The organism is Novosphingobium resinovorum (assembly GCF_001742225.1).
Taxonomy (GTDB): Bacteria; Pseudomonadota; Alphaproteobacteria; order Sphingomonadales; family Sphingomonadaceae; genus Novosphingobium; species Novosphingobium resinovorum_A.
On sequence record NZ_CP017078.1, the window covers coordinates 89,912 to 114,111 of the forward strand.

Consider the following 24,200-nt stretch of genomic DNA (forward strand, 5'->3'; position numbering starts at 1 on the left):
GAAACCGGATTCCAACTGTCGCTTCATAATCGTTCTTCAAATTCAGACAGCGAACGATCCAGTGCCATTCAGGCGCGATCCGCCTACGTTCTCACGGTGGATGGCCATCAGGATGCCGAGCAGGATCAGAACCGTCATCATCGCTGAGCCTCCGTAGGACATGAGCGGCAGTGGAATGCCGACGACCGGCGCCAGCCCCATCACCATGGCAAGGTTGATCGACACATAAAGGAAGATGGTGAAGGCCAGGCCGCAAGCCGTCAGTCGGGTGAAGATCGTGTCACCGGCGACACCCAGGCGCCAGCCCCAGCGAATGAGATAACCGTAAGTCAACACGACGAAGAGGCCGCCCATGACGCCCCACTCTTCCGCCATTGTCGCGAAGATGAAATCGGTGTGCGCTTCAGGCAGATAGGCCAGGTGGCTTTGGGTGCCATCAAGGAAACCCTTGCCGAACAGTCCGCCTGATCCGATCGCTATTTTCGATTGGGTAATGTGATAGCCCGTGCCCAATGGATCGCCTTCCGGGTCCATGAACACCAGCACCCGGTTTTTCTGATAATCGTGCAGCATGCTCCATGCGACTGGGAGTGCGGCAAGAAGAGCGGCACCCGCTGTTAAGAACCAGCGTAGGCCGACACCGGCGAGAAAGATGACGAGCACGCTCGCCATGGAAATCATCATGGCGGTGCCAAGGTCGGGCTGGAGCATGACCAGCGCAGCGGGGACAGCGAAAAGGGCGATCGGCGCAACAAGCACCGATGGCGTGCTGACATAGATCGCCGGTAGTCGGTGAAAAAACTTGGCGAGGCTAAGCACGACCGCGATCTTCATAAACTCGGACGGCTGCAACCGTATAAAACCGAGGTCGATCCAGCGTTGCGCACCCATACCGATTTTGCCGAACAGTTCGACGATCAGCAGCAGTACGAGCGTGACGCCGTATAGCGGATAGGCAATGTCCATCCAGCGGGCCACGGAGATGCGCGAAAGAGCGAACATCAACCCGGACAGCAGTACAAAGCGAAGGCCCTGGTTGGAAGCCCAGGGCGAAATCGAGCCGCCCGCTGCGGAGTAGAGGGTAGCAAGACCGAACAGTACGATCGCGATCAATGTTGCCAGCATCCCCAAGGGAAGGGTGCGGATGGCTGCGGGGACGAGCGACAACGCGGTAATGCTCCAGATACTGTCGTGGAGGGCGGCCTGCCGCGCCTCTTCGGGGTCGGTCAGGTTGCCGGTTTTGATCGTTCCGGCTGCGCCCAGCGTAAGATGGCGTAGCCGATAATTCCGGACAGGAATGAACCAGCCAGGATGCCGATCTTGGCTTCCGACTGGAGCAACGCCTCACCGGGAAATGCCAAAAGCGTGATGAACAAGCTCATCGTGAAGCCGATGCCGCACAGAAAGGCGACGCCAAGCATCTGTAGCCGGCTTGCATGAGCGGGCAGGTCCGCGAACCCAAAACGGATCGCAAGCATGGAAAACCCGAAGACGCCGATTACCTTACCGATCAGCAAGCCGAGCGCCACGCCCAGCGTGACCGGCGCAGCCAGTGCTTCGGCGGGCAGGCTCAGCACCGGGACGCCCGCATTGGCGAGGCCGAAAATCGGCACGATCAGGAAGCCAACCGGCAAATGCAGGAAATGCTCAAGTCGGTGCAGCGGACTTTTCGTTTCACTGTCCGGACGCGCAGGGGTCCGGTCCATTGGGATAGTCAAAGCCAGGACGACACCAGCCAGCGTCGCGTGAATGCCGGATCGGTAGACCAGCACCCATAGCACGATACCCAGTAGCAGGTACGGGCTGAGACGACGCACCTTGAACCGATTGAGGGCGATCAGCGCGGCGACCACGCCTCCCGCTGCGGCAAGGTCGATGACCGACAGGTCAGCCGTGTAGAAAAAAGCAATGATAACTACGGCGCCCAGATCGTCGATAATCGCCAGGGCCGTCAGGAATATCCGGAGCGACGCCGGCACACGGCTGCCAAGCAGCGAGATAACGCCAAGTGCGAAGGCGATATCAGTGGCTGCCGGAATGGCCCAGCCATGCACCGATGCGCCTTGGTTGAAAGCAACGTAAACAAGGGCAGGAGCGATCATTCCTCCGGCTGCTGCGATCCCTGGCAGGACACGCCTCGACCAGCTCGAAAGCTGGCCATCGAGCATCTCGCGTTTGATCTCCAGACCGACAAGCAGGAAAAAGACCGCCATCAGCGCATCGTTGATCCAGTGTCCCAGAGACAACGGCCCGATATAGAGATGAAGCAGTGCTTCATATCCCGGGCCAAGCGGAGAGTTGGCGATGATAAGGGCTGCCGCTGCCGCGCCCATCAGGACGAGTCCAGCAGAAGATTGCGCATCCAGGAATCGGCGCAAGGCACTGGGATGGATGCGGTGATAGTCCGTCATGCGGTCGGCCTTGGCTGTGGGTCGTCAGGGTTGAGGGTTGATGGCTGCCCAAAAACACCCGCCAAAGCGAGCGACACAAACTGCCGAAGCCGCTGATATTCACAAAAGCGAGTGCGAGGGAAATTGGAAGTTTCGTTGCTGCTTATAGCTACAGGCTATAAGGCATACGAATGCCGACGTTACAGCAGCTTCGTTACCTGGTCGCAGTCGCCGACACGCTGAGTTTCAGCCGTGCTGCTCAAGCATGTCATGTCACTCAACCGACCCTTAGCCTTCAACTCAAGGAGCTGGAAGGCAGACTTAAAGCGCGCCTAGTGGAGCGGACGCGGGCACGGGTGCTCCTGACACCAGCGGGGATCGAGATCGCCCATCGGGCAAGACGGGTGTTGGCGGATGTCGACGACATAAAGGAAGTTGGCCGGCGCGACGAACAGGGAGGCCTTAAGGGCACGCTTCAAATGGGCGTCGTCCAAACCGTCGGTGCCTATGTCTTGTCCGTCGCGATGCCATCGCTTCGCGCATGTTACCCGGACATGCGCATTTTCGTCCGCGAGGATCGTCTGGAAAATCTCCCCTCGAAGCTCTCAGACGGCACGTATGATCTGCTGCTCTTGCCAGAAGCGATCAATCACCCGGATTTCATCAGCACTCCCCTGATCCGGGAGCCGCTCCAATTGGTCATGCCGACGGATCACCGGCTCGCCCAGCAGGCGGTGATTGATCCCGAAGCCATTGCAGGCGAGACGATATTGGTCATGGAGAGTGGACGTCGGCTCCATGATGAGATTGCTGCGCTCTGCAATGATTTTGGCGCGGTCCAGGCTCAGGATTACGCCGGGACGACGCTCGACACTCTTCGCCTCATGGTGACCACCGGAATGGGGCTGTCGCTGCTACCTGCGCTCTATGTCCGCTCGGATGTTCTGCGGGAGAAGCTGATTGTCGCACGGCCATTGTCGCGGCGGGCGCCTGTGCGTCAGGTCACGATGGTATGGCGCAGTTCATCACCGCGCAGCGATGCCTATCACCGCCTCGCTGCCACGATAGTCGCAACCTTGCTGCCGTGGGCGCAGAAGGAAGCATAAGCTCAGGCGCGCGGCGTCCCTTGATCTTTTCCGCTTCGCCCATCATACGGCGTACCACGGTAATGGATTTCTGCCGGACCTTCGGGTCGAACCGCCCTGACAAGGGACGATGATTCCTACTTGGCGCCGCAAGGCAGCAAGGAGGAATCGTGCGCGCGACTTTTCGCAACCTGTTCAATATAGTCAATGTGGCGGCCTTTCTCCGGGATCGACACGATCATGCGATGTCGGTCGTGCGCTGGACGCTGATCCTGGTTCCCCTGGCCGCGCTGATCGGCACGTTGTGTGCCGCATTCCTGTGGAGTCTGGGTGGGGCAACACAGGCCCGTTTCGATCATCCCTGGCTTCTCTATCTTTTGCCGGCAGGTGGGGCGGCAATCGCCCTGCTCTACCATCGCACGGGTAGGTCGGTCGAAGCGGGCAACAATCTGATCGTCGAGCAAATTCATGAGCCAGGGGGCGGCGTTCCCCTGCGAATGGCGCCGCTGGTCTTCATCGGTACTATCGCCACACATTTATTCGGCGGATCGGCAGGCCGCGAAGGCACAGCGGTGCAACTCGGCGGCAGCCTTGCAAGCGCTGCCGCCCGACTGTTCAAACTCGACGCTCCGAGCATCCGCATCGTTTTGATGGCTGGGGTCGCCGCCGGCTTCGGGGCTGTTTTCGGCACGCCGCTAGCCGGCGCTGTGTTCGCGCTCGAAGTGCTGGCGGTCGGTCGCCTGGAATATAGCGGGATCTTACCATGTCTGCTTGCTGCGCTCGTGGGCGACTGGACGTGTCATGCCTGGGGCATCCATCACACGCCCTACCAGATCAGTAGCATTACTGGGGGCGTGGGCGCTCTGATCGTCCAACCGCTGATTCTCGCCAAGGCGGCCGTAGCGGGGGTGGCATTCGGTCTGGCAGGACTCCTATTTGCCGAAGCCAATCACGCGCTCGGCGGGTTCCTCAAGGCTCGCATTCCCTATGGCCCTCTGCGGGCGGCCTTTGGCGGCATATTGGTCATCGCGCTGGTCTGGATTTTTGGCACACGTGCCTATCTTGGGCTTGGTGTCTGGTCCGCCATCCCCGGAGACCCGACCATCGCTGGCTTCTTCACCGGTCCTGCCGATCGGTGGAGCTGGGCGCTCAAGATGGTCTTCACGGTCGTGACCCTCAGCGCCGGCTTCAAGGGCGGGGAAGTGACGCCGCTATTCTTCATCGGGGCAGCACTCGGCAACGCGCTGGGTTGGCTGCTCGGCGCGCCGCTCGACCTTTTCGCCGCCCTTGGGTTCGTCGCCGTCTTTGCCGGCGCGGCCAATACACCGCTTGCCTGTACGATCATGGGTATCGAGTTGTTCGGGGCTACCCACGCCGTTCCGATCGCGGTGGCCTGTTTCGTGGCTTACATCTGCTCGGGCCATAACGGTATCTACCTGTCGCAGCGTATCGCCGTTCCGAAGCGGCTGACACGCGGCCATTCTCATGGCGCTACCCTGCGCGAAGCGCGTGCCTCGCGGCGAACACGCCGGGAGAATAGCTATCCCGACAAGAAGGAACATTGATGTCTCACAAGGTCACGCCCAGCGAGATCGGCATGATCCGCATCTACATGAAGCCATCCGATAAAACCGCTAAAGGCGCGGGTTGGGCGCGGTGGTCAGCCAAGCCGCTCTATCGGGAGCTGGTCGCCACAGCGAAGGCCGACGGGATCATGAACGCTGTCGCTCACCATACCCACTACGGCTACAGCAATCATGGTCCGGTGCTGGATACCGGATTTGAAACGCCCAACCCGCACCTGACGATGTGTGTCGAGTTGATCGGACAGCGCGACGAACTGGAACGCTTCTGTCGGCGTCATGGCGATCTGCTTGCCACCAAGGTCGTGGTCTATAAGCATCTCGAACATTGGATCATTGGCCCAATGAACAGCAATCTGTCCTGATGCAAAATGTGTGATTTTTGAATTGTACGTGCCTAAAGGAGCGAATGACAGCGATCGTATATTTGGCCGCCGCCCTGGCAGAGATTGCTGGGTGCTTTGCCTTCTGGGCTTGGCTCAGACTGGAAAAATCGCCTTTTTGGCTGGTTCCTGGCGCCGCTTCGCTCATTGCGTTCGCGTGGCTGCTGACACGAGTGGATAGTGATGCAGCAGGGCGCGCGTATGCCGCATATGGCGGAATCTACATTTGCGCGTCTCTAGCATGGCTGTGGGCAGTCGAAGGAGTAAGGCCAGATCGCTGGGACATTGGAGGTGCCGCCCTTTGTCTCATTGGCACCTGCGTCATACTGCTGGGGCCGCGATCGGCCTGATATAAAGCTTGATCTTCGATCGTAGTCTCGGTCAACATTCATCGGTCAATCACGATGAATGTTGACCGAACATGATCCATCGGATAGTTCCGATGTATGGAAACCGACGCTTCCCTTGCGGTACTAGCCGCCTTGGCACATTCCACCCGCCTCGATGCCTTCCGCCTTCTCGTCAGACACGAACCCGATGGCCTATCCACGGGTCAGCTCGTTGAAGCCTCAGGACTGACGCAAAGCACATTTTCGACCCATCTGGCGGTGCTTGTAAAAGCCGGATTGGTTCTGCCTGAGAAGCGCGGACGCCAGCAAATCCAGCGAGCGAACATAGATGCTCTCAAGGGCCTCATGCTCTTTCTGGCGAAGGACTGCTGTCAGGGGCGTGCCGAACTTTGCGAACCCCTCGTTGCCGAACTCACCTGCTGCTGAAGGATTTACCGTGACTGATAAGGTCTACAATGTCCTGTTCCTGTGCACCGGGAACAGCGCCCGCTCGGTCTTGGGCGAGGCGATTATGAACAAGCTTGGGGATGGTCGCTTTCGCGCTTACAGCGCGGGAAGCCAGCCCAAGGGTGAGGTCCACCCTATGGCCCTGTCTGTGCTGTCCAACCTCGGGTTTGATACAGCAGGGATGCGTTCCAAGAGCTGGGATGAGTTCGCCGCACCGGACGCGCCCAGGTTCGATTTCATTTTCACTGTTTGTGACAATGCCGCTGGCGAAACCTGCCCGGTTTGGATCGGGCATCCCCTCACCGCGCATTGGGGCATAGAAGACCCGGCAGCAGTCGAAGGTGAGGGTCAACGCGATGCCTTCCTACAAGCACTGCGCTACTTGCAGAACCGCATAGCGCTGTTTCTCGCGCTGCCGCTCGCGAGCCTGGATGACATGGCGACACGCCAGCATCTGAAGGAAATTGGAAAAAGTGAAGGCGCGAGCGCCAAAGCGGGGACGAGCGAATGACAACCGACATCATCATCTACCACAATCCCGAATGCGGCACCTCGCGCAATGCGTTGGCCATGATCCGCAATGCAGGCATCGAACCGCATGTCATCGAATATTTGAAGACTCCGCCATCGCGGGATTTGTTGATCGAGCTGATCGGCCGCGCCGGTATCAGCCCGCGCGATCTGTTGCGCGAGAAGGGCACGCCCTTTGCCGATCTGGACCTGGCCGATATCTCGCTTTCGGATGACGCGCTGGTCGATGCGATGATGGCACATCCAATCCTCATCAATCGGCCGCTGGTGGTTTCGCCATTGGGCGTGAAGCTGTGCCGCCCTTCCGAAGCGGTGCTTGATCTGTTGCCTACGGCGCAGCTCGGGGCATTTGCCAAGGAAGATGGCGAGCAAATCGTAGACGCTTCGGGCGAGCGCGTCGTCTGATGCTGCTGGCCGTTGCAATCTTTGCCGCCACGATCATTCTCGTGATCTGGCAACCAAAGGGCTTGGGCATTGGGTGGAGCGCCATGGGCGGCGCAGCACTGGCGCTGATCCTGGGCGTGGTGTCGCTGTCAGATGTGCCTGTCGTTTGGGATATTGTCTGGAATGCCACCGGCGCCTTCGTGGCGATCATCATCATCAGCCTGCTGCTCGATGAAGCCGGGTTTTTCGAGTGGGCGGCGCTGCATGTCGCCCGCTGGGGTAGAGGCAACGGTCGCCTTCTTTTCGCGCTGGTCGTGCTGCTCGGCGCCGCGGTGTCGTCCCTGTTCGCCAACGATGGCGCGGCATTGATCCTGACGCCTATCGTCATCGCTATGCTGAGGGCCCTGGGATACGGTGACAAAGCAATGCTGGCGTTCGTCATGGCTGCAGGGTTCATCGCAGATACCGCGAGCTTGCCACTGGTCGTCTCGAACCTCGTCAACATCGTTTCGGCGGACTTCTTCAACATCGGCTTCGGCGAATATGCGGGTGTGATGGTCCCAGTCGACCTCGTGGCGATCGCCGCGACCTTGGGGATGCTGCTGTTGTTTTTCCGGCGCGACCTTCCCGGTGCCTATGACCTCGGCCAACTGCGCGCGCCCCGCGAAGCAATCCGCGATGTCGCCACATTTCGCGCAGGGTGGATCGTCCTGGCTCTGCTATTGGCGGGTTTCTTCCTGCTCGAACCGTTGGGAGTTCCCGTCAGCGCTGTCGCCGCTGTAGGCGCTAGCCTGTTGCTGGTGATCGCGGGGCGCGGCCATGTGATCCAAACCGGCAAAGTGCTGCGCGGTGCGCCCTGGCAAGTCGTCATCTTCTCCCTGGGCATGTACCTCGTCGTGTACGGCTTGCGGAATGCCGGGCTGACCGACCATCTGGCGGCGCTGCTCGATCGCACCGCTCAAGGCGGCGTGTGGGGCGCTGCATTCGGCACCGGTATCATTGCGGCCGTACTGTCCTCGATCATGAACAACATGCCGACCGTCCTTGTGGGCGCGCTGTCGATCGACGCGACCCACGCCACGGGCGCGGTGAGGGAAGCGATGATCTACGCCAACGTGATCGGGTGTGATCTCGGCCCAAAGATTACGCCGATCGGCTCGCTGGCGACGCTGCTGTGGCTGCATGTCCTCGGCCAGAAGGGCATCCGCATTGGATGGGGCTACTACTTCAAGGTGGGAATCACGCTCACCGTACCCATCCTGCTCATAACCCTTGCGGCCCTGGCGCTGCGAATTGGACTTGCCTGATGCCGCTTCTCGATCTGATCAACCCCGATCATCTTCCCGCGCTTGATCTCACCTTCGTGCGCGAACGGCCCGCCCTGGGCCTCGGTGCAAGTGATTCCGCTCCCCGCATCCTGCTTCTGTACGGATCGCTGCGGGAGCGGTCCTTCTCCCGGCTAGCGGTCGAAGAGGCTCGCGGCTCCTGCGCCTGTTCGGAGCTGAGACGCGGATATTCGACCCTTCCACGCTGCCACTGCCGGATCAGGTGAAGAATGACGATCATCCGGCCATCCACGAATTGCGTGAGTTGTCGATGTGGTCGGAAGGCCAGGTATGGTGCAGCCCTGAACGGCATGGACAGATTACCGGCATCATGAAGGCGCAGATCGACCATCTGCCTCTGGAAATGGCGGGGAGGCGGCCCACGCAAGGCCGCACGCTTGCCGTCATGCAGGTGTCCGGAGGTTCGCAGTCCTTCAATTCGGTGAACACCTTGCGCCTGCTCGGGCGCTGGATGCGTATGTTCACGATCCCGAACCAATCTTCGGTAGCAATGGCCTATAAGGAATTCGATGAGGCGGGGCGTATGAAGCCGTCAGCCTATTACGACCGCATCGTGGACGTTATGGAAGAACTGGTCCGCTTCACGATTCTGTTGCGTCCCCATGCTGCTCAGCTTGTCGATCGCTACTCGGAACGCAAGCAAGCAGGGGCGCCAATCGACGCTGCCACCGATCACTCAGCGATAGCGATCTCCGGCAGGTGAATCGCAGCCCTGGGGTGAGGTTGTCCGTAAACTAAACCACCCCTTAGTTGTCAGGGCACCTTCGAGCGGCTGAGCGTCAGGTTTTAGAGAGATTCGTCGTTCCTCGTCGTTATCAGAAACGACTGCAATGTCCCAGCCCCGGTCATAAACGGACTGACCGCTCATTGGCAGGCCATTTTCCCACTCGAACGGCTTGGGTGGGCGCAAGCGTATATCAGTGCCCCTTTCATGTAATGCCCTGAGTCCGAGGCCGAAGCCTCCTCGGGGGCCAGTGCCGAATTGAGGAGAGGGGGAAGGGGCAGGCGAGCAACCCGAAAGGAGCCGCCCCATGTCCAACGTCGTGAAACTGCCGGGACCGCCAGCGCCGCCGCGCTGCGCGGTTCCTATCGGCCAAACCGTCTATGGCGCCCTCGAACTGGATCTCGACCGCGTCCTTGCGGGACGCATGCTTGTCCAGGGCGGGTCCGGTGCCGGCAAGAGCCAGACCATGCGCCGCATCGTCGAAGAGGCTTTCGACTACGTTCAGACCATGATCGTCGATCCCGAAGGCGAGTTCGGCAATCTCGCCGCGCACATCGGCGCGACGACGCTCAAGGCAGCTGAAATCGCGGCCGATGGCCTGACCGCCGCCGCAACGCGCGCGCGTCACCATCGTATCGCCCTTCATCTCGATCTCACCGACCTCGACCCCGAACAACGGATCATCAAGGCATCGGCCTTCTTCGCCGGTCTCGTCGGTGCTCCGCGCGAGGACTGGAAGCACACGGTTCTCGTCGCGATCGACGAAGGACACCTGCTTGCCCCCCATCAAGCCGGTTCCGCCCGCGATGCGGAAACCCGCCGTCTCGGCGTCGCCACGCTCACTGACTTGTGCGCCCGAGGCCGCAAACGCGGGATCGCGCCCATCATCGCGACCCAGCGCCTTGCCAAGCTCTCCAGCTCCGTCGTCTCCGAGCTTCAGAACTTCCTCATCGGCATCAATGTCTTCGACCGCGACATCATCCGCGCCGCCGACATTCTGGGCTTCAGCCGCAGCGAAGCCGAAAAGCTGCGTACCTTACGCGCCGGCGAGTTCTACGCCTTCGGCCCCGCGCTCACCCGCACCCCGATCATGGCCAAGATCGACCAGACCATCACCGAGCATCTCGGCGCCACCCCTCAGCTGCATGGCGCGGCCGACCTCGACCACTCCGAGGCTGAGAAACTCCTCGACCTCGAGCATCTTCGCGAAGCGCCCAGCCAGCGCGACGACAGCCTGAAGTCTCGCGGCAGCCGCGCCCTCGATGCCTTCCTGCTCGATCCTATCGCACCCACGGCCACGGCAATCTGCCTGGCGCTGAAAGGGATTTCGCCCAACGCCACGACGGCCAACGAACTGGCCAAGCACCTCGGCATCTCGCGCGAGGCCGTGGATCAGGCGCTGGACGTCCTCTCCGCGCTTTCGGCGGTGGATACCATGCCCCGGGCCGATGATCGCATGGCGCGCCTCCATACGCGGCTGCGCGCCCGTCTCAGTGATGTGCACCTGGTGGGTCTGTCATGACCGACGACACCGCACCCATCATCGTCGAGCTTGTTTCAATCGCGGACCCGTTACCGAAGGCATCTGCGCCGCTGGGGGAGATGCAGTACCGATCCGACAGCTGGACCCCGCAGGAGGTTCGCACCCTGCGCCGGCTGTTCAACGATGACACCCCGATGCCGGAAATCGCCGAGGCCCTGGGACGCGGCCTGCATGGTGTCAGGGACAAGGTCTGCACCCTTGGCCTGCGCCGCCATTCGACACGGCCCTGGAACGAGCTTGAAGACCACGAACTGATCCAGACTTATGGACAGGAGCCTGCAGCCACGATTGCCGCGCGGTTCGGCCGCTCATGTGGCGCGGTCTATGCCCGTGCCGCGATCCTTGGCCTCAGCGAAGCGGCAGCACCGGCATGGACGCCATGGGAAGATGCGCAGCTGCGCGCTGGCTTTGCCGCCGACATTCCGACAGCGCAGGTCGCCCTGATAATCGGCAGACCCCATTCGGGTGTCTATAGCCGTGCCGGCAAGCTGGGCATCAGGCATGCCAGCACCCCCAGGGGATGGACAAACGCCGAGATCGAACGCGCCATCGAACTTGTTGAAGCCGGACACAGCTACGCCGAGATCGGCACGATCCTTGGCACGGAAGGCTTCCCGGCCCGGACCAAGCCGTCGCTTCAGGGACTGATGAAGCGAACCGGGCAGGGCAAGGGTTGGGGCCGCGCCTGGATGCCCGAGGAAGATGAACTGCTCATCAAAGCCTATCGCGACAACGCCAGCCTGACGCCTCTTCGCAATCGTCTGGGTCGATCGCTCTTCTCGATCCGCTGGCGAGCGGAATATCTGAACCTTCGCGGCACCCATGCCCGGTCCAAAGGCTTCCGCCTTGGTCCTGACTGGTCCGAGGCCGACGAAGCTCGGCTTCGCCGCGACTACGGCAAGATCCCGACGCCTGAACTTGCCTGCCAGATGGGCCGGACGCGCGCGGCCATCTTCACCCGCGCGAATATCCTCGGCCTTGCCAATGAAGGGCGTCAGCGCTGGACGAGCGACCATCTGGCCGCCCTGCGGATCGCGCATGAGCATGGCATCAGCCTCACAGACCTTGCCGCGGCCCTCGGCCGTGAAGTCGATGCTCTTCACAAATATGCCGCAAAACAGGGCCTCGCATTCGGCCGTCGCCCCCGCAGGCCAGTGCCTCCGACACTCGCTGACATCCTGAATCTGCCCGAGGCCGCGAAAGGGAAGGGGGAGGGGTGAAGGCGAAGGCAAGGATTTTCCGCGCCAGCAGGAGATGCAGCATGTGCCCCAAAACTCAGCCGACTGCCGCCCCGAACGCCAACGAAGGCATCAAACTCGTCCTCTGGTCCGACGGAACCTGGTGCTGGCATGACGACTTCCGCGAGGAAGACTGGACCTTCATGTCCGACGATTACGAAGTGATCGACATGGGGGACATGCCGCGCGTCGAACGGTTTGCCCGCGAGGATGCGCAGCTTTGCGATGATGTTCTCGAAGAACTGCGCTGAGAGCGGGAACGTGGGAGGCCGCGTCCCGGACTATCTCCTGCCGCCTCGGGCCCCGAACGTCCTCGCCTACGGCGTCGGTGTCGATTCCACCGCACTTCTGGTCGAACTGGAAGCGCGCGGCGAAAAGCCCGACCTTGTCATCACCGCCGATACGGGCGTCGAGAAACCGGCCACTTACGAGTACCTCGACGTCATCCGGCCATGGATGGCCGCACGAGGCATCCCGTTCGAAATCGTGCGCTATCAACCGCGCCGCTTCAAACACTGGCCGCCTTACTACTCTCTGCTCGAAATGGCGCTCACGAACGCTACGCTGCCCAGCAAATCGCTCGGCGGTTCAAGCTGTTCGCTGAAATATAAGAAATCTCCACAGGACGCCTTCCTGAAGACATGGCAGCCGGCGGTCGACGCATGGGCGAGGGACCAGAAAGTGACGCGGCTGATCGGCTTCGATGCCGGCAAGCGCGACACGCTGCGCTACACCCACGCGGTCAAGATTGACGATCCGCTCTACGACTATCGCTACCCGCTGCGCGAATGGGGCATGGACCGCGAAGCCTGCGAACGGCGGATCGCCGCCGCTGGCCTCCCGGTTCCGCCTAAATCGAGCTGCTGGTTCTGCATCGGAATGACCCCGCCAGAGGTTCGAGACCTGCCGGTATGGTGCCTTCGCCTGATCGTTCTTGTCGAAGCCCGCGCCGCGCCCCGGCTGCACACGGTCGAAGGTCTCTGGCGCAAATCCACGCGAGCGAGGCCGGGGCGAATGACGGATTTCATCCGCCACGAACGGCTTTTGCCCGCCGAGGACATCGACCAGATCATCAGCGAAGCCCCGCTCGACCTGATCCGATTTCAGGACGTCGCCGCATCGATCCCCGTCAACGAGCGCCCGACCATGCGCAGCTGGATCGAGCGCTTCAACGCTGCGGTGCCCGCATCGCAGCGTCCCCGTCTCGCCGCCTGACCCACAGGAGAATTGCCATGTCCCTCGCAACTGCCACCGCCGGCATGTCCGAACGGGAAATCATCGCCCGTCTCAACGATCGCTGCCGCCATGGCCTCGATCGCACCGGACGGATCGTCATTACCCGCACCTGCCTTGGCACCTTCGCCAAGAACACCATGGCCGAGCTTGTCGCCCAAGCCGAGATCCTCGCCGAAGTCCGCAAGTTCACATATCCCAACGACGACAGGACCGAGCGGGAGCGTGGCCAGATCGAATACCGGGGAACAACCGTCTATTTCCAGATCGACGCCTACGACGCCGATCTGAAATGGGGTTCGCCTGACCCCACTGATGCCAGCGTCACGCGCCGCGTCATGACAATCATGGTGCGCGAAGATCTATAGCTTTCACTACCCACGGGCCGCATATTGTCAGCCAGAGTTGACAACACGGGGCCTGTCAACTAGGGTTATCAGATGATCGAGATGATCCAGTCTAACACCTTCAACCAATGGTTGGCTGGTTTGCGCGATTCAAATGCGAAAGCCCGGATACAAGTCCGTCTGCGTAGATTGAGCCTTGGAAATGCAGGCGATGTTAAACCCGTAGGGGACGGAATATCCGAACTTCGTATCGATTATGGGCCGGGCTATCGCGTGTATTATATGAAGCGCGGGCCAATCCTAATTGTCCTGCTTTGTGGTGGTGACAAGAGCAGTCAGGCTCGCGACATAGCGCAGGCCAAATCAATTGCGGCCGCATGGAAGGAATGAAACCATGGACGTGACTTTTAGCCGTTACGATCCCGCCGACTTCCTCAAGACTGAAGAGGACATTGCGGCATATCTGCAAGCCGCTGCGGAAGATGGCGATACCGCTTTGATCGCAGCAGCTCTTGGGGACGTGGTACGTGCTCGCAATATTAGCAAGCTGTCCCGCGATACCGGGCTTAGTCGGGAGGGTATCTACAAGGCCCTGTCGGGTGAAGGAAATCCGAGTTTCGCGACTATCGGCAAGATTGCCGGCGCGTTGGGGCTGCGCATCAGTTTCCAACCCAACCAAACGGCGATCTAATCCGAGAGGCGGTGCCGGGCGGTCGCGTTTACCCGGCACCTGCCAGCGCCTCTAACACCAATACGGTCTTGTTCAAGTCGCCGGGCTGTTGCTGCGACAAATCGTCATAATCCTAACGGACTTCTACAGATCGATATTGCGCCGCTCGATTTCATCGAGAACGGCCTGTTCAAAATCGGTCAGGTTTTCACCGTCTTCGACTTTGTCCCAGGCATCGACCAACTCTTTGTCGGTCATCTGTTCGGGCTCCATCATCCGCGCTCCTTCGATACTGGAAGCGCGATGATCTCACGCGCCAGCCTTGCGGGCAACACCCCGAAACGGCGGCGCGATAATTGGAATTATGTTAAATATCAAAGAGTTGGCGAAACTGCGATCAATCAGTAGCCGACCTCTGGAGGTCGGATTTGGGGATAGCCTGCCAACACAGCGCCGACCTCCTGTGTCACTCGCGATGCAATTCCACGGGATTGCAGAAGATGGTCCAGACATTCTAGGACCGCCTTTAACTTCTGCGGCGCAGCCGTGGGGACCATTGCGTTGCGCAGCCGGGCTGGCTGCTTTTGAAAACTGCGATTAAACAGGCGATCGTGATGGGCACAAATGTTGCGCAAGTCGACGAGGCATTCCAGCCAGTTCGTGAAAATCGCATCCGATGGCACTCCGAACTGCGTGGCTATCTTCGTCCGTATCGTGCCGTTGAGGCACTGGAAGAGCCGGCTCGCGGCGCCGAATGTCAGGAATTCCTTCATTGTCCAGATCGGCGGGAGTGCTGGCGCGCTATAGGTTTGGCGATAATGTTTGGCCCGTTGATCGCGCGACCTCAGGTAAAGCGCAACGAATGTCTGGACCGCGTCGAGGTTGGCGGCGGCATCTCGAAATGCGCTTAGGTCGTAATATGGATGGCTGCCATGTGAATCGCTCAACGCTTCTGACATGGCGTTTCGCAGGAGCAACTCGAACTGCCCTACCGCCGCAAAACATACGTCCCGCAGCCGTATATCGCATTCATATAAGCCGAGAATATCTCTGTCGCTTACGGCCGGTTCAAAAGGGCGTCCGGGCAACGCGAGTTGGCGACGGCTCAGGAAATAAATGCGTAGCCGTTCGTAGCCGATCAGATCAATTTCATGGCCAGCAATGTTCGGATCAGCGATGACTAGCCCTCGAGATGAGAGATGCGCTATACGCTGCGCTGCCGTCGCATGGGGCTTATTGTAGGGATTAAGAGCCATTCAAAAATGAAGGGCCGCCCTTTTGCACTTTCCAGGAGGAAACGTGTGGCGACCCATGACATGACCTTTTTAGGACCGCCCCCGCCCTCTTGCAAGCACCTTTTGTGCCGGGGCGAGATATGCCGCAAGGTGCCAAATCCGAGCAGTCCTCCGTTTTCTTCGCTACCATGACCTGGGCTGATGGAGACAGAAACCTAATCGCGTGTACTTCAGCGATGGGACGAAGCTTGATGTGAGGCCATCAATTCCGACTTCAACCAGAAGCGGGGCCGAAACCGTAGCAGCGGCTTCGACCCCGTCGATTGAATGAGACCCATGCATTACCGTGGATCGACCAGAGCAACGCCTGAACGTCGACTCCGGCTCCCTCCATAACAGATCGCAATGGGTCAATTTGACATGACCGATCCTGCATGGCTCGTTCCCGCACATTTGCGCGCTTCACCCGAAGGACATCACCCGAAGGACAAACCTATGACTATCACGTCTCTCTCAGCCCGCCGCCGCCATCTCACCTCGTTCGAGAAGTGCTATGCCGTCGCCTGTCAGCTTCGCGACACCACCGGCGCCGACCAGTTCGTCGTGCGCACCGACAACCCCTTGCAACCCTTTCGCGTCTCGCGGCAACAGCCGACCGAGCGGGAAACCATCCTTGCGCTCGTAGCCTGAGCGCTTAATTCCAAACCTTCTGATCCGCCACGAGTTCGGCGGGTGTCTTGCCGGCGACCAGATTGCGCGCCGAGACATGCAGTACGTCCGCCCCCGATTCACGCACGGCGCGGGCCATGTAGGCGCGACGGTTCGCCAGGATCGCGAGCCAGCGCATATCCTTCACGGTCTCCTTCAAATCCCGTTCGCACGTCAGGTACCACAGCTTCATCTGCAGCGGGTTCTTGTCCTTGAGGATTTCCTCAAAGGCCACATAACCCTCGCCATAGCGCACGCCCTTGCGGACGTCGTTCCACAGGTCGAAATAGGCATCGGCCATTTCGCGGGTCGCGAAGTACCCGGCATCCAGGCTCTCACCCATGAGGGCTCCCGCCAGCAGCCGGCGAACAGGTCGAAGTTCGACATCGTTCATCGCGTCCATCAGGGGCAGATCGTAGTTGTACCCCTCCAATACGTCCTTCATCTTCATAGGTGATCCTCCATCGGTGAGACCTATGAACCGTTTAGAACATTAAGTGAACGTCTCGGTCAAGGCTATCACGGGCATCCGATCGGTGGGGCATTTCATTTTCGAGGACTTATCTATCCCGCCAAATTTACCGATCGTTAAGAATTGTAACTCAAAAGTTATGATTGTGAGCGAGAAGCAGTCTTGTTCCATGCCGGTCTGGCAATCCCCGGCACCCCCTGTTCCCAAATATTTGCCAGACCGGCCCCCCGGACCAGTCGACGGCATCAATTGGCGCGGAAGCTTTACGGACCATTGTAATCCCGGTGACGTCGGCCGTCAGTTTCGCGGTGGCAACGGACCGTGGCTTGCCTTCGCGACCTACGTTTCGCCGGATCCCGCGACCTGATCGCGAAGGCCCTGGCTTGGCCTGAACGTCACCACGCGCCGTGCTGACACTGGCGATTCCACGCCCGTCTTCGGGTTGCGCCCGATCCGCTCGCGCTTGTCGTTCAGCAGGAACGTCCCGAAACTGGAGATCTTCACGTTCTCACCTGCGGCCAACGCATCGCTCATCCGATCAACGATCTGCTCTACCATGTGGAGCGCTTCCGCTCGTGACAAGCCAACAGAACGATGAAGTGCTTCCGCAAGATCTGCGCGCGTCAATGTCGAGGATTCTCCCAATGCCATCCTAAGTTTGCCACTATCCATAGGCCGATGATAGATAATCTAATTCTTTCAGCAAGGTAGTAATCGGCAAAACATTAAGCCAGCGGTTTTGGTCATCTCGCCTGCGGCGAGACCGGGCTCTAGTCGCCTGCGGCTCCCGGAGCCCCTACGGGTCTCCGCCGTTCCGGTGACGATCCCTTGCCCGGGCGCCCTGCCCTCGCCGTCAGCGGGCCTGTAAAGGGCCTGCCCTGCGCCGCGATGAGGCCCCCTTCCCTTCGTCAGCCCTCCACGGCGCTCCTGGCCCACGCGCAGCGCCAGTCGCCTGCGGCTGTTGTCGTCCCCTTCGGGGCCGGTTCCCTTGTCTATGCTGGGGACCGGCGAGGGCGCCGATCCCCAGCACCAACCCTCGCGCCAGGTCATTCACCACACACTGCGCCACCCCCGCCAGTGTCCCGGCGTCGCACACCGGGTTGCTCAATCAAAAGCTGCCTCCAACCAAGCTGCGCTAGCCAATTTGCGCTGACTGGCTTCTGTCTGCTTGTCGCAGACAGCCAGCGCGGATCGGCAAGCTCCGCTAGGTCGCAGCGTGACGTCTTTTGATCGAGCGATCCCCGGCGTGCCACTTGGGACACAGGCGAAGGTGGCTCCGTGTGCGGTGAATGACAACCGACCCCTTTGCGCTCTGTTGGTCAGTAATGACGGCCCTTGCGGGCCGACGTTTCTTTGTAATGTCGCTACCGCGCCAACTATTTAGGCTCAGGTTCACCATGTACGGTAAATATCTGTCAAGAAATCAATGCAGTTAAGTATTTAGAGTTTAGGGAGTAGAATTAGCGTGTCGGAAGGGAAGGGGAGAGGCCCCGGACCAAAGACAAGGGGATAGGCCCCGCACTATAGGAGTAATGCTCATGAACATCGGTACTTTCGCCCTGAAGAGCGGCCAGCTCATCGGTTCGATCGCAACCCTCACCGTCGACCTTGCCCGCCTTGGCCTTCGCCCCGTCGAAAGCGATAACGAGAAGGCCCCCGCGTTCGAGATCATGGCGCTTAACGTCGCCCGCAAGTGGGTGCAGGTCGGCGCGCTTTGGGAAGCGACCAGCAATTCGACCGGCGAGGTTTTCTATCAGGGCAGCCTCGACGATCCCAGCCTGCCCGAGAAGATGGCAATCATGGTCTTTGGTGACGACGAGGACGGCTATCGCGTCGTCTGGAACCGTCCGGCCCCCATGCGCCAGAACATGGACGGCACCCGCCAGACCCGCCGCCGCCAGCGTGACGACAATTTCGGTGAAGGCAACGCAACCGAAGATGGCCGCATCGCACAGGGCGAAGAAGATCACGTCCCCGCGTTCTAACCTCCCGACGGGAAGGGAGAGGGTAGCCGCCCTCTCCCGACCCTTTCGCTATCCCCTGCCAAGGATGAGTTATCATGACCAAGGAAACGAATAACCGCAGCTATAGCAGTTTTGCCGACCTCGCCAAGGCCATCGGCACCACGCCCGCCGAACTGCGCAAGCAGTATCTGGACAAGGCGATTGCCGACACCATGCGCGGCGAGCAGGAAGCAGGAACCGCAGCCACGCCCGACGAGCTGGCAGCATTGGCGCGGGAGGCAGAGATTGCCGACATGATCGCGCAAGATTCCGTGCTCGACAGCTTCACCGAGGCATTCGGCGACGTGACCGCGCTTTCCATCCTCGACATAGGGGGCGAGCGGCAGGAACTGGACATGCCCGAGCCCGCCGAGGCGCAGGCAGAATGTCACGCCATCATCAACACCATCTTTGACCTTTTCCGCGATACCCGCCTTGAGCCGAGCGCGCAGGCGATTGCGTGGGGCATCGTCAATTCGTTTTACTACGAAGCGGAGAAGCTGGCCCGCGAGGAGGACACGCTTTGCCGTGACCTGAAAGACCGGATCGAGCAGGACGACCGCAGCGAAATCTATGCAACAGAGATGGAAGATTTGCAGGTCCGCGCGCAAACCAAGATGGAGCAGCGCGCCGCGATCGAATGCATGCGCGACTATGCCGCCAACTGCTACTGTTCGCAGACCGGCCGCCCATGGAGTACCGCGCGCGGATCGAGGGTTTCGAGCGTCACCACCGCAAGCCAGATCGCATCGGCCGATTTCCTCAAGGCCCGAGCAACCGCCATGCGCGAGAAGCGCAACCCCACCGGCCCGCTTGTCGTCTTTTCCGGCGGTCAGGAATGGCACGACTACCAGCAGCTTTACGCCCGCCTTGACCAGATCAAGGCCCGCATTCCGAGCATGACCCTTTGCACCACCGGCCAGCGCAAGGGATGCGACGCCATCGCCGCCGCTTGGGCCGCACAAGCTGGCGTGCCGATTGTCACCTTTGCCCCGAACGCCCAGCGCTTTGGAAAGAGCGCCGGTTTCAAGCGCAATGACCAGCTTGTCAGCCTCCGGCCCGTCGAAGCCATCATCTGCCAAGGCACCGGCATTCAGTCGCACTTGCTGGACGAACTGAAGGACGCAGGCGTTCCGGTTCACGCCTTCCGCTACGATGCACAGGCATCCATGCCCGCCGAAGCCAAGCGGCAGAATTGGGGATGACATAACAGGGGCGGACCAGCGCCGCCCCCAACCTTTCCTTGGCAGGAGCATTGGGCCAGCATCGGGGATTTCCCCGGCGCTGGCCCTTTGTCGTGCCGTTGTGCCAGGTGGGGGAAACCCTACGGTTCCCCCCACGCGCCGCCGCCAACATCGCCCCCGTCGGGGCTCGTTGGCGACGGCGCGCGGGGCGGCCTTCCCCCCTCCGGTAGGGAGCTGCCGCAGGCAACACGATCGGCCCCGCGCCGCTCTGACCGGCCACGAGGAATCGAGGGCGGGGGAGCGCGCGCCGGGCATCGAACCCGGCGCGCGCTGCTGCCGCGAGCATGAACCCGGAACCACGCCAGTCTGCCAGCGCCGCGGCTTACGTTTCGAAACAATCGGGACCGCCCTGCCCTTCCCCTTCGGGTGTCATTTCGCCCTTTCACCCATTGCGCCTTTTGGCGTCCCCGATCCGTCGCCGGATAGGCACTGGAGGAGAGAGGGAGCGACGAGGCGAGATTAACGAAGGAAGTTTCCGATGATCACGTTCCGCATCAAGGATGAGGCCGAACCCGACAACCTGCGCCCCGTCATGATCGACGCTCTGCAGATGGGCGCCCTGCGCGAAACCCTCGCCGCATACGGCGAGCGCTACGGCCTCGACCTCATCATCCACGACTACGGCTCGCTCGACGATCAGGTCTTTGCGTGGGAGGCCCGCACCGCCATGATGCCGATCGCCATGATCGCCCGTCACTTCACCTTCGACGTCGACGCAATCGCCCTGATCGAGACAGCCCAATTCCTCGGCCGACGCATCCGCATCGCCCGCCCCGATGACGAACCCGACATCATGGTGACGCTCTCGACGAACCCCGACGCCGCCCCCGAGATGGAAGTCTCCAATTCGAGCGCCTACGCGATCCTCGATATGCTCGGACTCGATACCGATAGCTGCGGCGCAATCAGCATCGACCAGCTGCGCGGCAGCCTTGCCGATCCCGTCATGGCAAGCCGGCTCGATGCCGAGCCCGGCCTTGCCCGATACCTCCCGGCACTCAACCAGATGGCCGCCATTTCCTCGCCCAGCTGCGCCCTTCGCATGGTCTGGTCTTAGCGTCCGGCAATGCCCCTCACCTGTCGCGCGGTCTCGCCTCGCTCGCCTTGGCCTGAGGGCCAGGGCTACGCATCGCCGACCGCGCCATGCCGATAGGTAAAACCTCCACACAGTCTTCCCATTCTGTCCTGCGACGCACAGCCGCGTCAAGGACGGCGGGGCCCCATATGTGGACGGCCCCCTGCTTACAAGAGCTGAGAAGAAGACCAATCGGATCGCTTGCGCTCATATGTCCGGTCTGATGTCGCGGCCGCATATGACCGCTGCCAAGATGGGTTCCGCGACGCGAGTTCCTAACACCATTTCGACCTTCGATGTCTTGGCCAGTGGGGCCCACGGAGTTGCTCGTGTCTTAGATCGATCGATCACGCCATCTGCTATCTTCTCTTGCAAGCAACTGATGTCGGGCCGCCTTTCCGGCCCAGAATTCGATTACGCCGCTACGAGTTCAGCTGTTATGCCATCCTGCGGTGGGGTAACCCGGTTCCGATCGTAAACCTCACCGCTCACCACGAGCTTCCACGCTATGCGTGCAGTCTTGTTGGCCAGCGCCACCGCCACAAGCTTGGGCGGCTTGCGCCGCAGCAGTTCAGCCAGCCAGCGCGATTGCAGGCTTCGTCCCTTTCGAACCTGCTGCAATAGTGCGGTTGCTCCGACGACCAGAACGCTCCGCAGGGCCTCATCGCCAGCTCGGGTGATAACTCCAAGCCGCTGTTTCCCGGCGGTTGAATGATCCTTTGGTGTAAGTCCCAGCCAAGCGGCGAAGTGGCGCCCTGAGCGGAAAGCTTTGGGATCGGGAACCTTCATCGTCATCAGCGCAGCGCCGACGACGCCGACACCGGGTATCTGAGCCAGACGCCTGCTCTGCTCGTGACTGCGATGCCAGAGCTGCAGCCTCTTCTCGATGATCGTAAGTCGATCCTGGAGTTGTGTGTAGTCGCCGCCCAAGTCGGCAAACATTTCCTTCGCAAGGTCTGGCAACGTTTCGTCGGCTGCAATCCGCGCCAGCAATGGCTCAATTTTGTCGAGTCCGCGCGGTGATACCAAGCCAAACTCTGCGGCATAGGAACGGATCATGTTGCTAAGCTGAGTGCGCCTGCGAATGAGCGCATCGCGTGTACCCGCAAGCATTAGGCCGGCCTGCTGATCCGCAGTTTTTGCCGGTACAAACCATGTTCGAGGTCGGCTCATCGTCTCACAGATCGCCTCCGCGTCGGCCGCATCATTTTTGTTGCGGCGAACATAGGGCTTCACATGCTGAGGTGCGATCAGAAGCACCTCATGACCAAGCTCCTCAAGCTTGCGAGACCAATGATGCGACGCCCCGCACGCCTCGATGCCGATCTGCGTTGGTGAGAGTTTGCTGAAGAATTCCAGAACTTGGTTGCGACGGAGCTTTTTTCGCAACACGACCTGATCGTCGGCGCTGACGCCATGCAGTACGAAGATGCTCTTGGAAGTGTCCATTCCGATGCGGGCGATGCTGCTCACTGACGGCCTCCTACTGTGATCTAACGACCTCATTATGATGTTCGGGGGCCGTCCACCCCAACACCATTTTCTTCGGCGGATCGATTGTAGCGCACCGCTCAATATCGGTGACCGCCGAAGAAAATCGTGACCCCCACCGCCGCTGGCGCGGCCGCTTCGCGGTCCCTGACCCGACTGCGCGTCGCAGGACAAACTGGAACCGTCATTAAGGCATCAGGAGATCGAAAAATGACCATTTCAACCGCGTCCCACGAAATCGCATTGAACGCTATTGCTGACAGCATCAACGTCGGCGGCGCTGCATATGAAATATGGGCACAGCGCTTCTCTGAAGCCTGCGATGGCTACTTCGACAGCATCGATTCTGGTCAACGAAGCGCCGCCGTCGAGATCGCGAAGAAACTCGGATACTCCGATCCGAGCGATGACGTCGAATACGATCCCAACGTCTGCAGCCGCTCGGGGATCGATAACGCCTACTGCCACTGCGGCTACCACGAATGACCCATAACATCACGGAGGTTCCGGTTAGCCGGAACCTCCCTTTTTTTGTCTGATGCCGTCCCGACCGCTGCGCGACCCCACCCGGCTCGCTCGCCTTGGCCTGTCGGCCAGGGCTACGCATCGCCGGGGCCCGCCACAAAAGGAATGGCCGCCCGAATGGGCAAGCCCATTCGCGCGGCCATCGGTCGTTTGTTCGGTGGCGAAACGGCTCAGGCTGAAGCCTGAAGCCGCTTCTCCACTTCATCCACGCCCAGCGTCTTCACCGCCTTCATGATCCGCTCAAGTCGATCATGCTGGAGCTTGAAAAGCCCCGCCTTCTCGACCGTCCCGATCGCCGCTTCCCGCACCTTCTGCTGATGCGCCTTGCGACGCTCCACCAGCTTGCGTTCCTCGGCTTCGATCGCGGCCATTTCCGCGTCCAGTGACTTCGCCATTACTCGTACCTTTCGGTCAGGCTGATCGGCTCTGAACCCGGCCACCATAACCGCTCTCACGCCATGCGAAAACCCGCGACGTACACCCCTACGACCACCTTTCGAAATTGTCCCTTCACCCACGGAGAAATCATGCGCCATCTGCCCCATTTCACCCGCGCGAAGCGCTCTATTCCCTCCGGCGTTTCCGCCTCACGGCGGCCCGGTGCCCCCCGGAAACCGGAATCATATCCGCACCAGACGAACGACGGAACAGACCGAGGCTCCAACAACGATATGTCAGCTACATTAGCACACCCTACGCAACGTGGTTGCAGGATTATGGCGTTATTACAATGGGTTGTGGCAATATTTAGTGTAATCCCAATCACTCCTATATGTAATCTCATTCACACCCATTGCTATTTATCAAATATATCAGTGGCTTGACTGGGTTTACACGGGATTACATGGACCTTTGGCACCTAAATAAACTTGCTATCCGTAGGGACCGTGGGTAGTAAATGACCGCTTTCCGCAAAAGCTCACCATCCCCTCATTCGAGAGGGTGGTTTGAAAATGAGAAGTACCCAGCGATCCGTAAGGTTCGACAAACACGATCTTGACCGGCTCGACGCGATCGCTGCCGACCAAGACAGATCCTTTGCCGATCTCGTAAGGTTCATCGTCAAGCGTCACCTGGACGGTGGCGTACTCGATAATGCCAGCCACCTCCGACTAGCGAGAGTGTGTGAGTACACACAGGCTGCCGTCGACACGATCCTGCGCGAAGAACACCCCGATCATCGAAAACTCGTC

29 protein-coding genes, 1 pseudogene and 1 riboswitch are annotated in these 24,200 nt (G+C 60.4%); of the genes and pseudogenes, 21 read left to right on the forward strand and 9 right to left on the reverse strand.

The window, feature by feature from the left end:
* Positions 1-42 precede the first annotated feature (42 nt).
* Both rodA and nhaA read right to left on the reverse strand, forming a co-directional pair.
* Positions 43-1,167 (reverse strand): rod shape-determining protein RodA, encoded by a 1,125-nt coding sequence (gene rodA / locus BES08_RS29880; RefSeq protein ID WP_069710281.1) that lies wholly within the window; start codon positions 1,165-1,167, stop codon positions 43-45.
* 59 nt (positions 1,168-1,226) lie between these two features.
* Complete coding sequence (gene nhaA / locus BES08_RS29885) at positions 1,227-2,411, reverse strand: Na+/H+ antiporter NhaA (RefSeq protein WP_069710282.1); 1,185 nt, start codon at positions 2,409-2,411, stop codon at positions 1,227-1,229.
* 170 nt (positions 2,412-2,581) lie between these two features.
* On the opposite strand from nhaA, the gene BES08_RS29890 reads away from it, so the two are divergent.
* From BES08_RS29890 to BES08_RS29955, 16 genes and pseudogenes are all read left to right on the forward strand, one after another.
* The gene (locus BES08_RS29890; protein ID WP_069710283.1) at positions 2,582-3,496 is read left to right on the forward strand and encodes a hydrogen peroxide-inducible genes activator; all 915 of its coding nucleotides are present in this window, start codon (positions 2,582-2,584) and stop codon (positions 3,494-3,496) included.
* 49 nt (positions 3,497-3,545) lie between these two features.
* A riboswitch (Fluoride riboswitch) is annotated at positions 3,546-3,622 on the forward strand.
* A gap of 23 nt (positions 3,623-3,645) precedes the next feature.
* Positions 3,646-5,040 (forward strand): chloride channel protein, encoded by a 1,395-nt coding sequence (locus BES08_RS29895; protein ID WP_069710284.1) that lies wholly within the window; start codon positions 3,646-3,648, stop codon positions 5,038-5,040.
* Between the two features lie 32 nt (positions 5,041-5,072).
* Complete coding sequence (locus BES08_RS29900; RefSeq protein ID WP_231958554.1) at positions 5,073-5,423, forward strand: putative PII-like signaling protein; 351 nt, start codon at positions 5,073-5,075, stop codon at positions 5,421-5,423.
* Positions 5,424-5,467: 44 nt separating this feature from the next.
* Positions 5,468-5,791: a YnfA family protein gene (locus BES08_RS32435; RefSeq protein WP_083274940.1), complete on the forward strand. Its 324-nt coding sequence runs from the start codon at positions 5,468-5,470 to the stop codon at positions 5,789-5,791.
* A gap of 96 nt (positions 5,792-5,887) precedes the next feature.
* A complete protein-coding gene (locus BES08_RS29905; protein WP_069710286.1) occupies positions 5,888-6,217 on the forward strand; it encodes an ArsR/SmtB family transcription factor in 330 nt (109 codons plus the stop codon).
* A 10-nt stretch (positions 6,218-6,227) separates the two neighbouring features.
* The gene (locus BES08_RS29910) at positions 6,228-6,749 is read left to right on the forward strand and encodes an arsenate reductase ArsC (RefSeq protein ID WP_069710287.1); all 522 of its coding nucleotides are present in this window, start codon (positions 6,228-6,230) and stop codon (positions 6,747-6,749) included.
* Positions 6,746-7,174 (forward strand): arsenate reductase (glutaredoxin), encoded by a 429-nt coding sequence (gene arsC / locus BES08_RS29915; protein WP_069710288.1) that lies wholly within the window; start codon positions 6,746-6,748, stop codon positions 7,172-7,174. Before BES08_RS29910 ends, arsC begins: the two co-directional genes overlap by 4 nt.
* Positions 7,174-8,460 (forward strand): arsenic transporter, encoded by a 1,287-nt coding sequence (locus tag BES08_RS29920; protein WP_069710289.1) that lies wholly within the window; start codon positions 7,174-7,176, stop codon positions 8,458-8,460. Before arsC ends, BES08_RS29920 begins: the two co-directional genes overlap by 1 nt.
* Positions 8,460-9,202: pseudogene (arsH, locus tag BES08_RS29925) on the forward strand (arsenical resistance protein ArsH). Before BES08_RS29920 ends, arsH begins: the two are co-directional and overlap by 1 nt.
* Before the next feature lie 328 nt (positions 9,203-9,530).
* Positions 9,531-10,745, forward strand: coding sequence for a type IV secretory system conjugative DNA transfer family protein (locus BES08_RS29930; RefSeq protein ID WP_069710290.1), 1,215 nt, complete (start codon positions 9,531-9,533; stop codon positions 10,743-10,745).
* Entirely contained in the window at positions 10,742-11,986 is a 1,245-nt protein-coding gene (locus BES08_RS29935) for a hypothetical protein (RefSeq protein WP_069710291.1), read from the forward strand. The genes BES08_RS29930 and BES08_RS29935 overlap by 4 nt, the downstream gene beginning before the upstream one ends.
* Before the next feature lie 41 nt (positions 11,987-12,027).
* A complete protein-coding gene (locus BES08_RS29940) occupies positions 12,028-12,255 on the forward strand; it encodes a hypothetical protein (RefSeq protein ID WP_008832689.1) in 228 nt (75 codons plus the stop codon).
* A complete protein-coding gene (locus tag BES08_RS29945; protein ID WP_008832690.1) occupies positions 12,230-13,219 on the forward strand; it encodes an adenine nucleotide alpha hydrolase family protein in 990 nt (329 codons plus the stop codon). The genes BES08_RS29940 and BES08_RS29945 overlap by 26 nt, the downstream gene beginning before the upstream one ends.
* 17 nt (positions 13,220-13,236) lie before the next feature.
* Positions 13,237-13,605, forward strand: coding sequence for a DUF3768 domain-containing protein (locus BES08_RS29950; RefSeq protein WP_008832691.1), 369 nt, complete (start codon positions 13,237-13,239; stop codon positions 13,603-13,605).
* Positions 13,606-13,677: 72 nt separating this feature from the next.
* A complete protein-coding gene (locus BES08_RS32440) occupies positions 13,678-13,974 on the forward strand; it encodes a type II toxin-antitoxin system RelE/ParE family toxin (protein WP_008832692.1) in 297 nt (98 codons plus the stop codon).
* A gap of 4 nt (positions 13,975-13,978) precedes the next feature.
* Complete coding sequence (locus tag BES08_RS29955; RefSeq protein ID WP_069710292.1) at positions 13,979-14,275, forward strand: addiction module antidote protein; 297 nt, start codon at positions 13,979-13,981, stop codon at positions 14,273-14,275.
* Between the two features lie 123 nt (positions 14,276-14,398).
* On the opposite strand, the gene BES08_RS34570 is transcribed toward BES08_RS29955, so the two are convergent.
* Together BES08_RS34570 and BES08_RS29960 are read right to left on the reverse strand one after the other, a co-directional pair.
* A complete protein-coding gene (locus BES08_RS34570; protein ID WP_268957481.1) occupies positions 14,399-14,530 on the reverse strand; it encodes a hypothetical protein in 132 nt (43 codons plus the stop codon).
* Between the two features lie 125 nt (positions 14,531-14,655).
* Positions 14,656-15,510 (reverse strand): Abi family protein, encoded by an 855-nt coding sequence (locus BES08_RS29960; protein WP_036528669.1) that lies wholly within the window; start codon positions 15,508-15,510, stop codon positions 14,656-14,658.
* Positions 15,511-15,984: 474 nt separating this feature from the next.
* Between BES08_RS29960 and BES08_RS29965 the strand changes: the two genes are divergently transcribed.
* Positions 15,985-16,179, forward strand: coding sequence for a hypothetical protein (locus BES08_RS29965; RefSeq protein WP_036528671.1), 195 nt, complete (start codon positions 15,985-15,987; stop codon positions 16,177-16,179).
* Positions 16,180-16,183: 4 nt separating this feature from the next.
* Here BES08_RS29965 and BES08_RS29970 read toward each other — a convergent pair whose 3' ends face one another.
* Positions 16,184-16,648 (reverse strand): hypothetical protein, encoded by a 465-nt coding sequence (locus BES08_RS29970; RefSeq protein WP_036528673.1) that lies wholly within the window; start codon positions 16,646-16,648, stop codon positions 16,184-16,186.
* A gap of 360 nt (positions 16,649-17,008) precedes the next feature.
* The gene (locus BES08_RS29975; protein WP_197524564.1) at positions 17,009-17,320 is read right to left on the reverse strand and encodes an integration host factor subunit alpha; all 312 of its coding nucleotides are present in this window, start codon (positions 17,318-17,320) and stop codon (positions 17,009-17,011) included.
* Positions 17,321-18,207: 887 nt separating this feature from the next.
* Here BES08_RS29975 and BES08_RS29980 point away from each other — a divergent pair.
* From BES08_RS29980 to BES08_RS29990, 3 genes are all read left to right on the forward strand, one after another.
* The gene (locus BES08_RS29980) at positions 18,208-18,654 is read left to right on the forward strand and encodes a DUF736 domain-containing protein (RefSeq protein ID WP_051587082.1); all 447 of its coding nucleotides are present in this window, start codon (positions 18,208-18,210) and stop codon (positions 18,652-18,654) included.
* Between the two features lie 74 nt (positions 18,655-18,728).
* On the forward strand, positions 18,729-19,877 hold the full coding sequence (locus BES08_RS29985; protein ID WP_081799159.1) for a DUF2493 domain-containing protein: 1,149 nt from the start codon (positions 18,729-18,731) through the stop codon (positions 19,875-19,877).
* 517 nt (positions 19,878-20,394) lie between these two features.
* Positions 20,395-20,973 (forward strand): hypothetical protein, encoded by a 579-nt coding sequence (locus tag BES08_RS29990; RefSeq protein ID WP_036528674.1) that lies wholly within the window; start codon positions 20,395-20,397, stop codon positions 20,971-20,973.
* A gap of 432 nt (positions 20,974-21,405) precedes the next feature.
* Here BES08_RS29990 and BES08_RS29995 read toward each other — a convergent pair whose 3' ends face one another.
* Positions 21,406-22,464, reverse strand: coding sequence for an IS110 family RNA-guided transposase (locus BES08_RS29995; protein ID WP_036528675.1), 1,059 nt, complete (start codon positions 22,462-22,464; stop codon positions 21,406-21,408).
* Between the two features lie 228 nt (positions 22,465-22,692).
* Between BES08_RS29995 and BES08_RS30000 the strand changes: the two genes are divergently transcribed.
* Positions 22,693-22,968 carry a hypothetical protein gene (locus tag BES08_RS30000; protein WP_051587083.1) on the forward strand — a complete coding sequence of 92 codons (276 nt, stop codon included), beginning with the start codon at positions 22,693-22,695 and terminating at the stop codon, positions 22,966-22,968.
* Positions 22,969-23,177: 209 nt separating this feature from the next.
* Here BES08_RS30000 and BES08_RS30005 read toward each other — a convergent pair whose 3' ends face one another.
* Both BES08_RS30005 and BES08_RS33500 read right to left on the reverse strand, forming a co-directional pair.
* A complete protein-coding gene (locus BES08_RS30005) occupies positions 23,178-23,402 on the reverse strand; it encodes a hypothetical protein (protein WP_036528676.1) in 225 nt (74 codons plus the stop codon).
* Between the two features lie 477 nt (positions 23,403-23,879).
* Positions 23,880-24,113 (reverse strand): hypothetical protein, encoded by a 234-nt coding sequence (locus BES08_RS33500; RefSeq protein ID WP_155986419.1) that lies wholly within the window; start codon positions 24,111-24,113, stop codon positions 23,880-23,882.
* Positions 24,114-24,200: the final 87 nt, after the last annotated feature.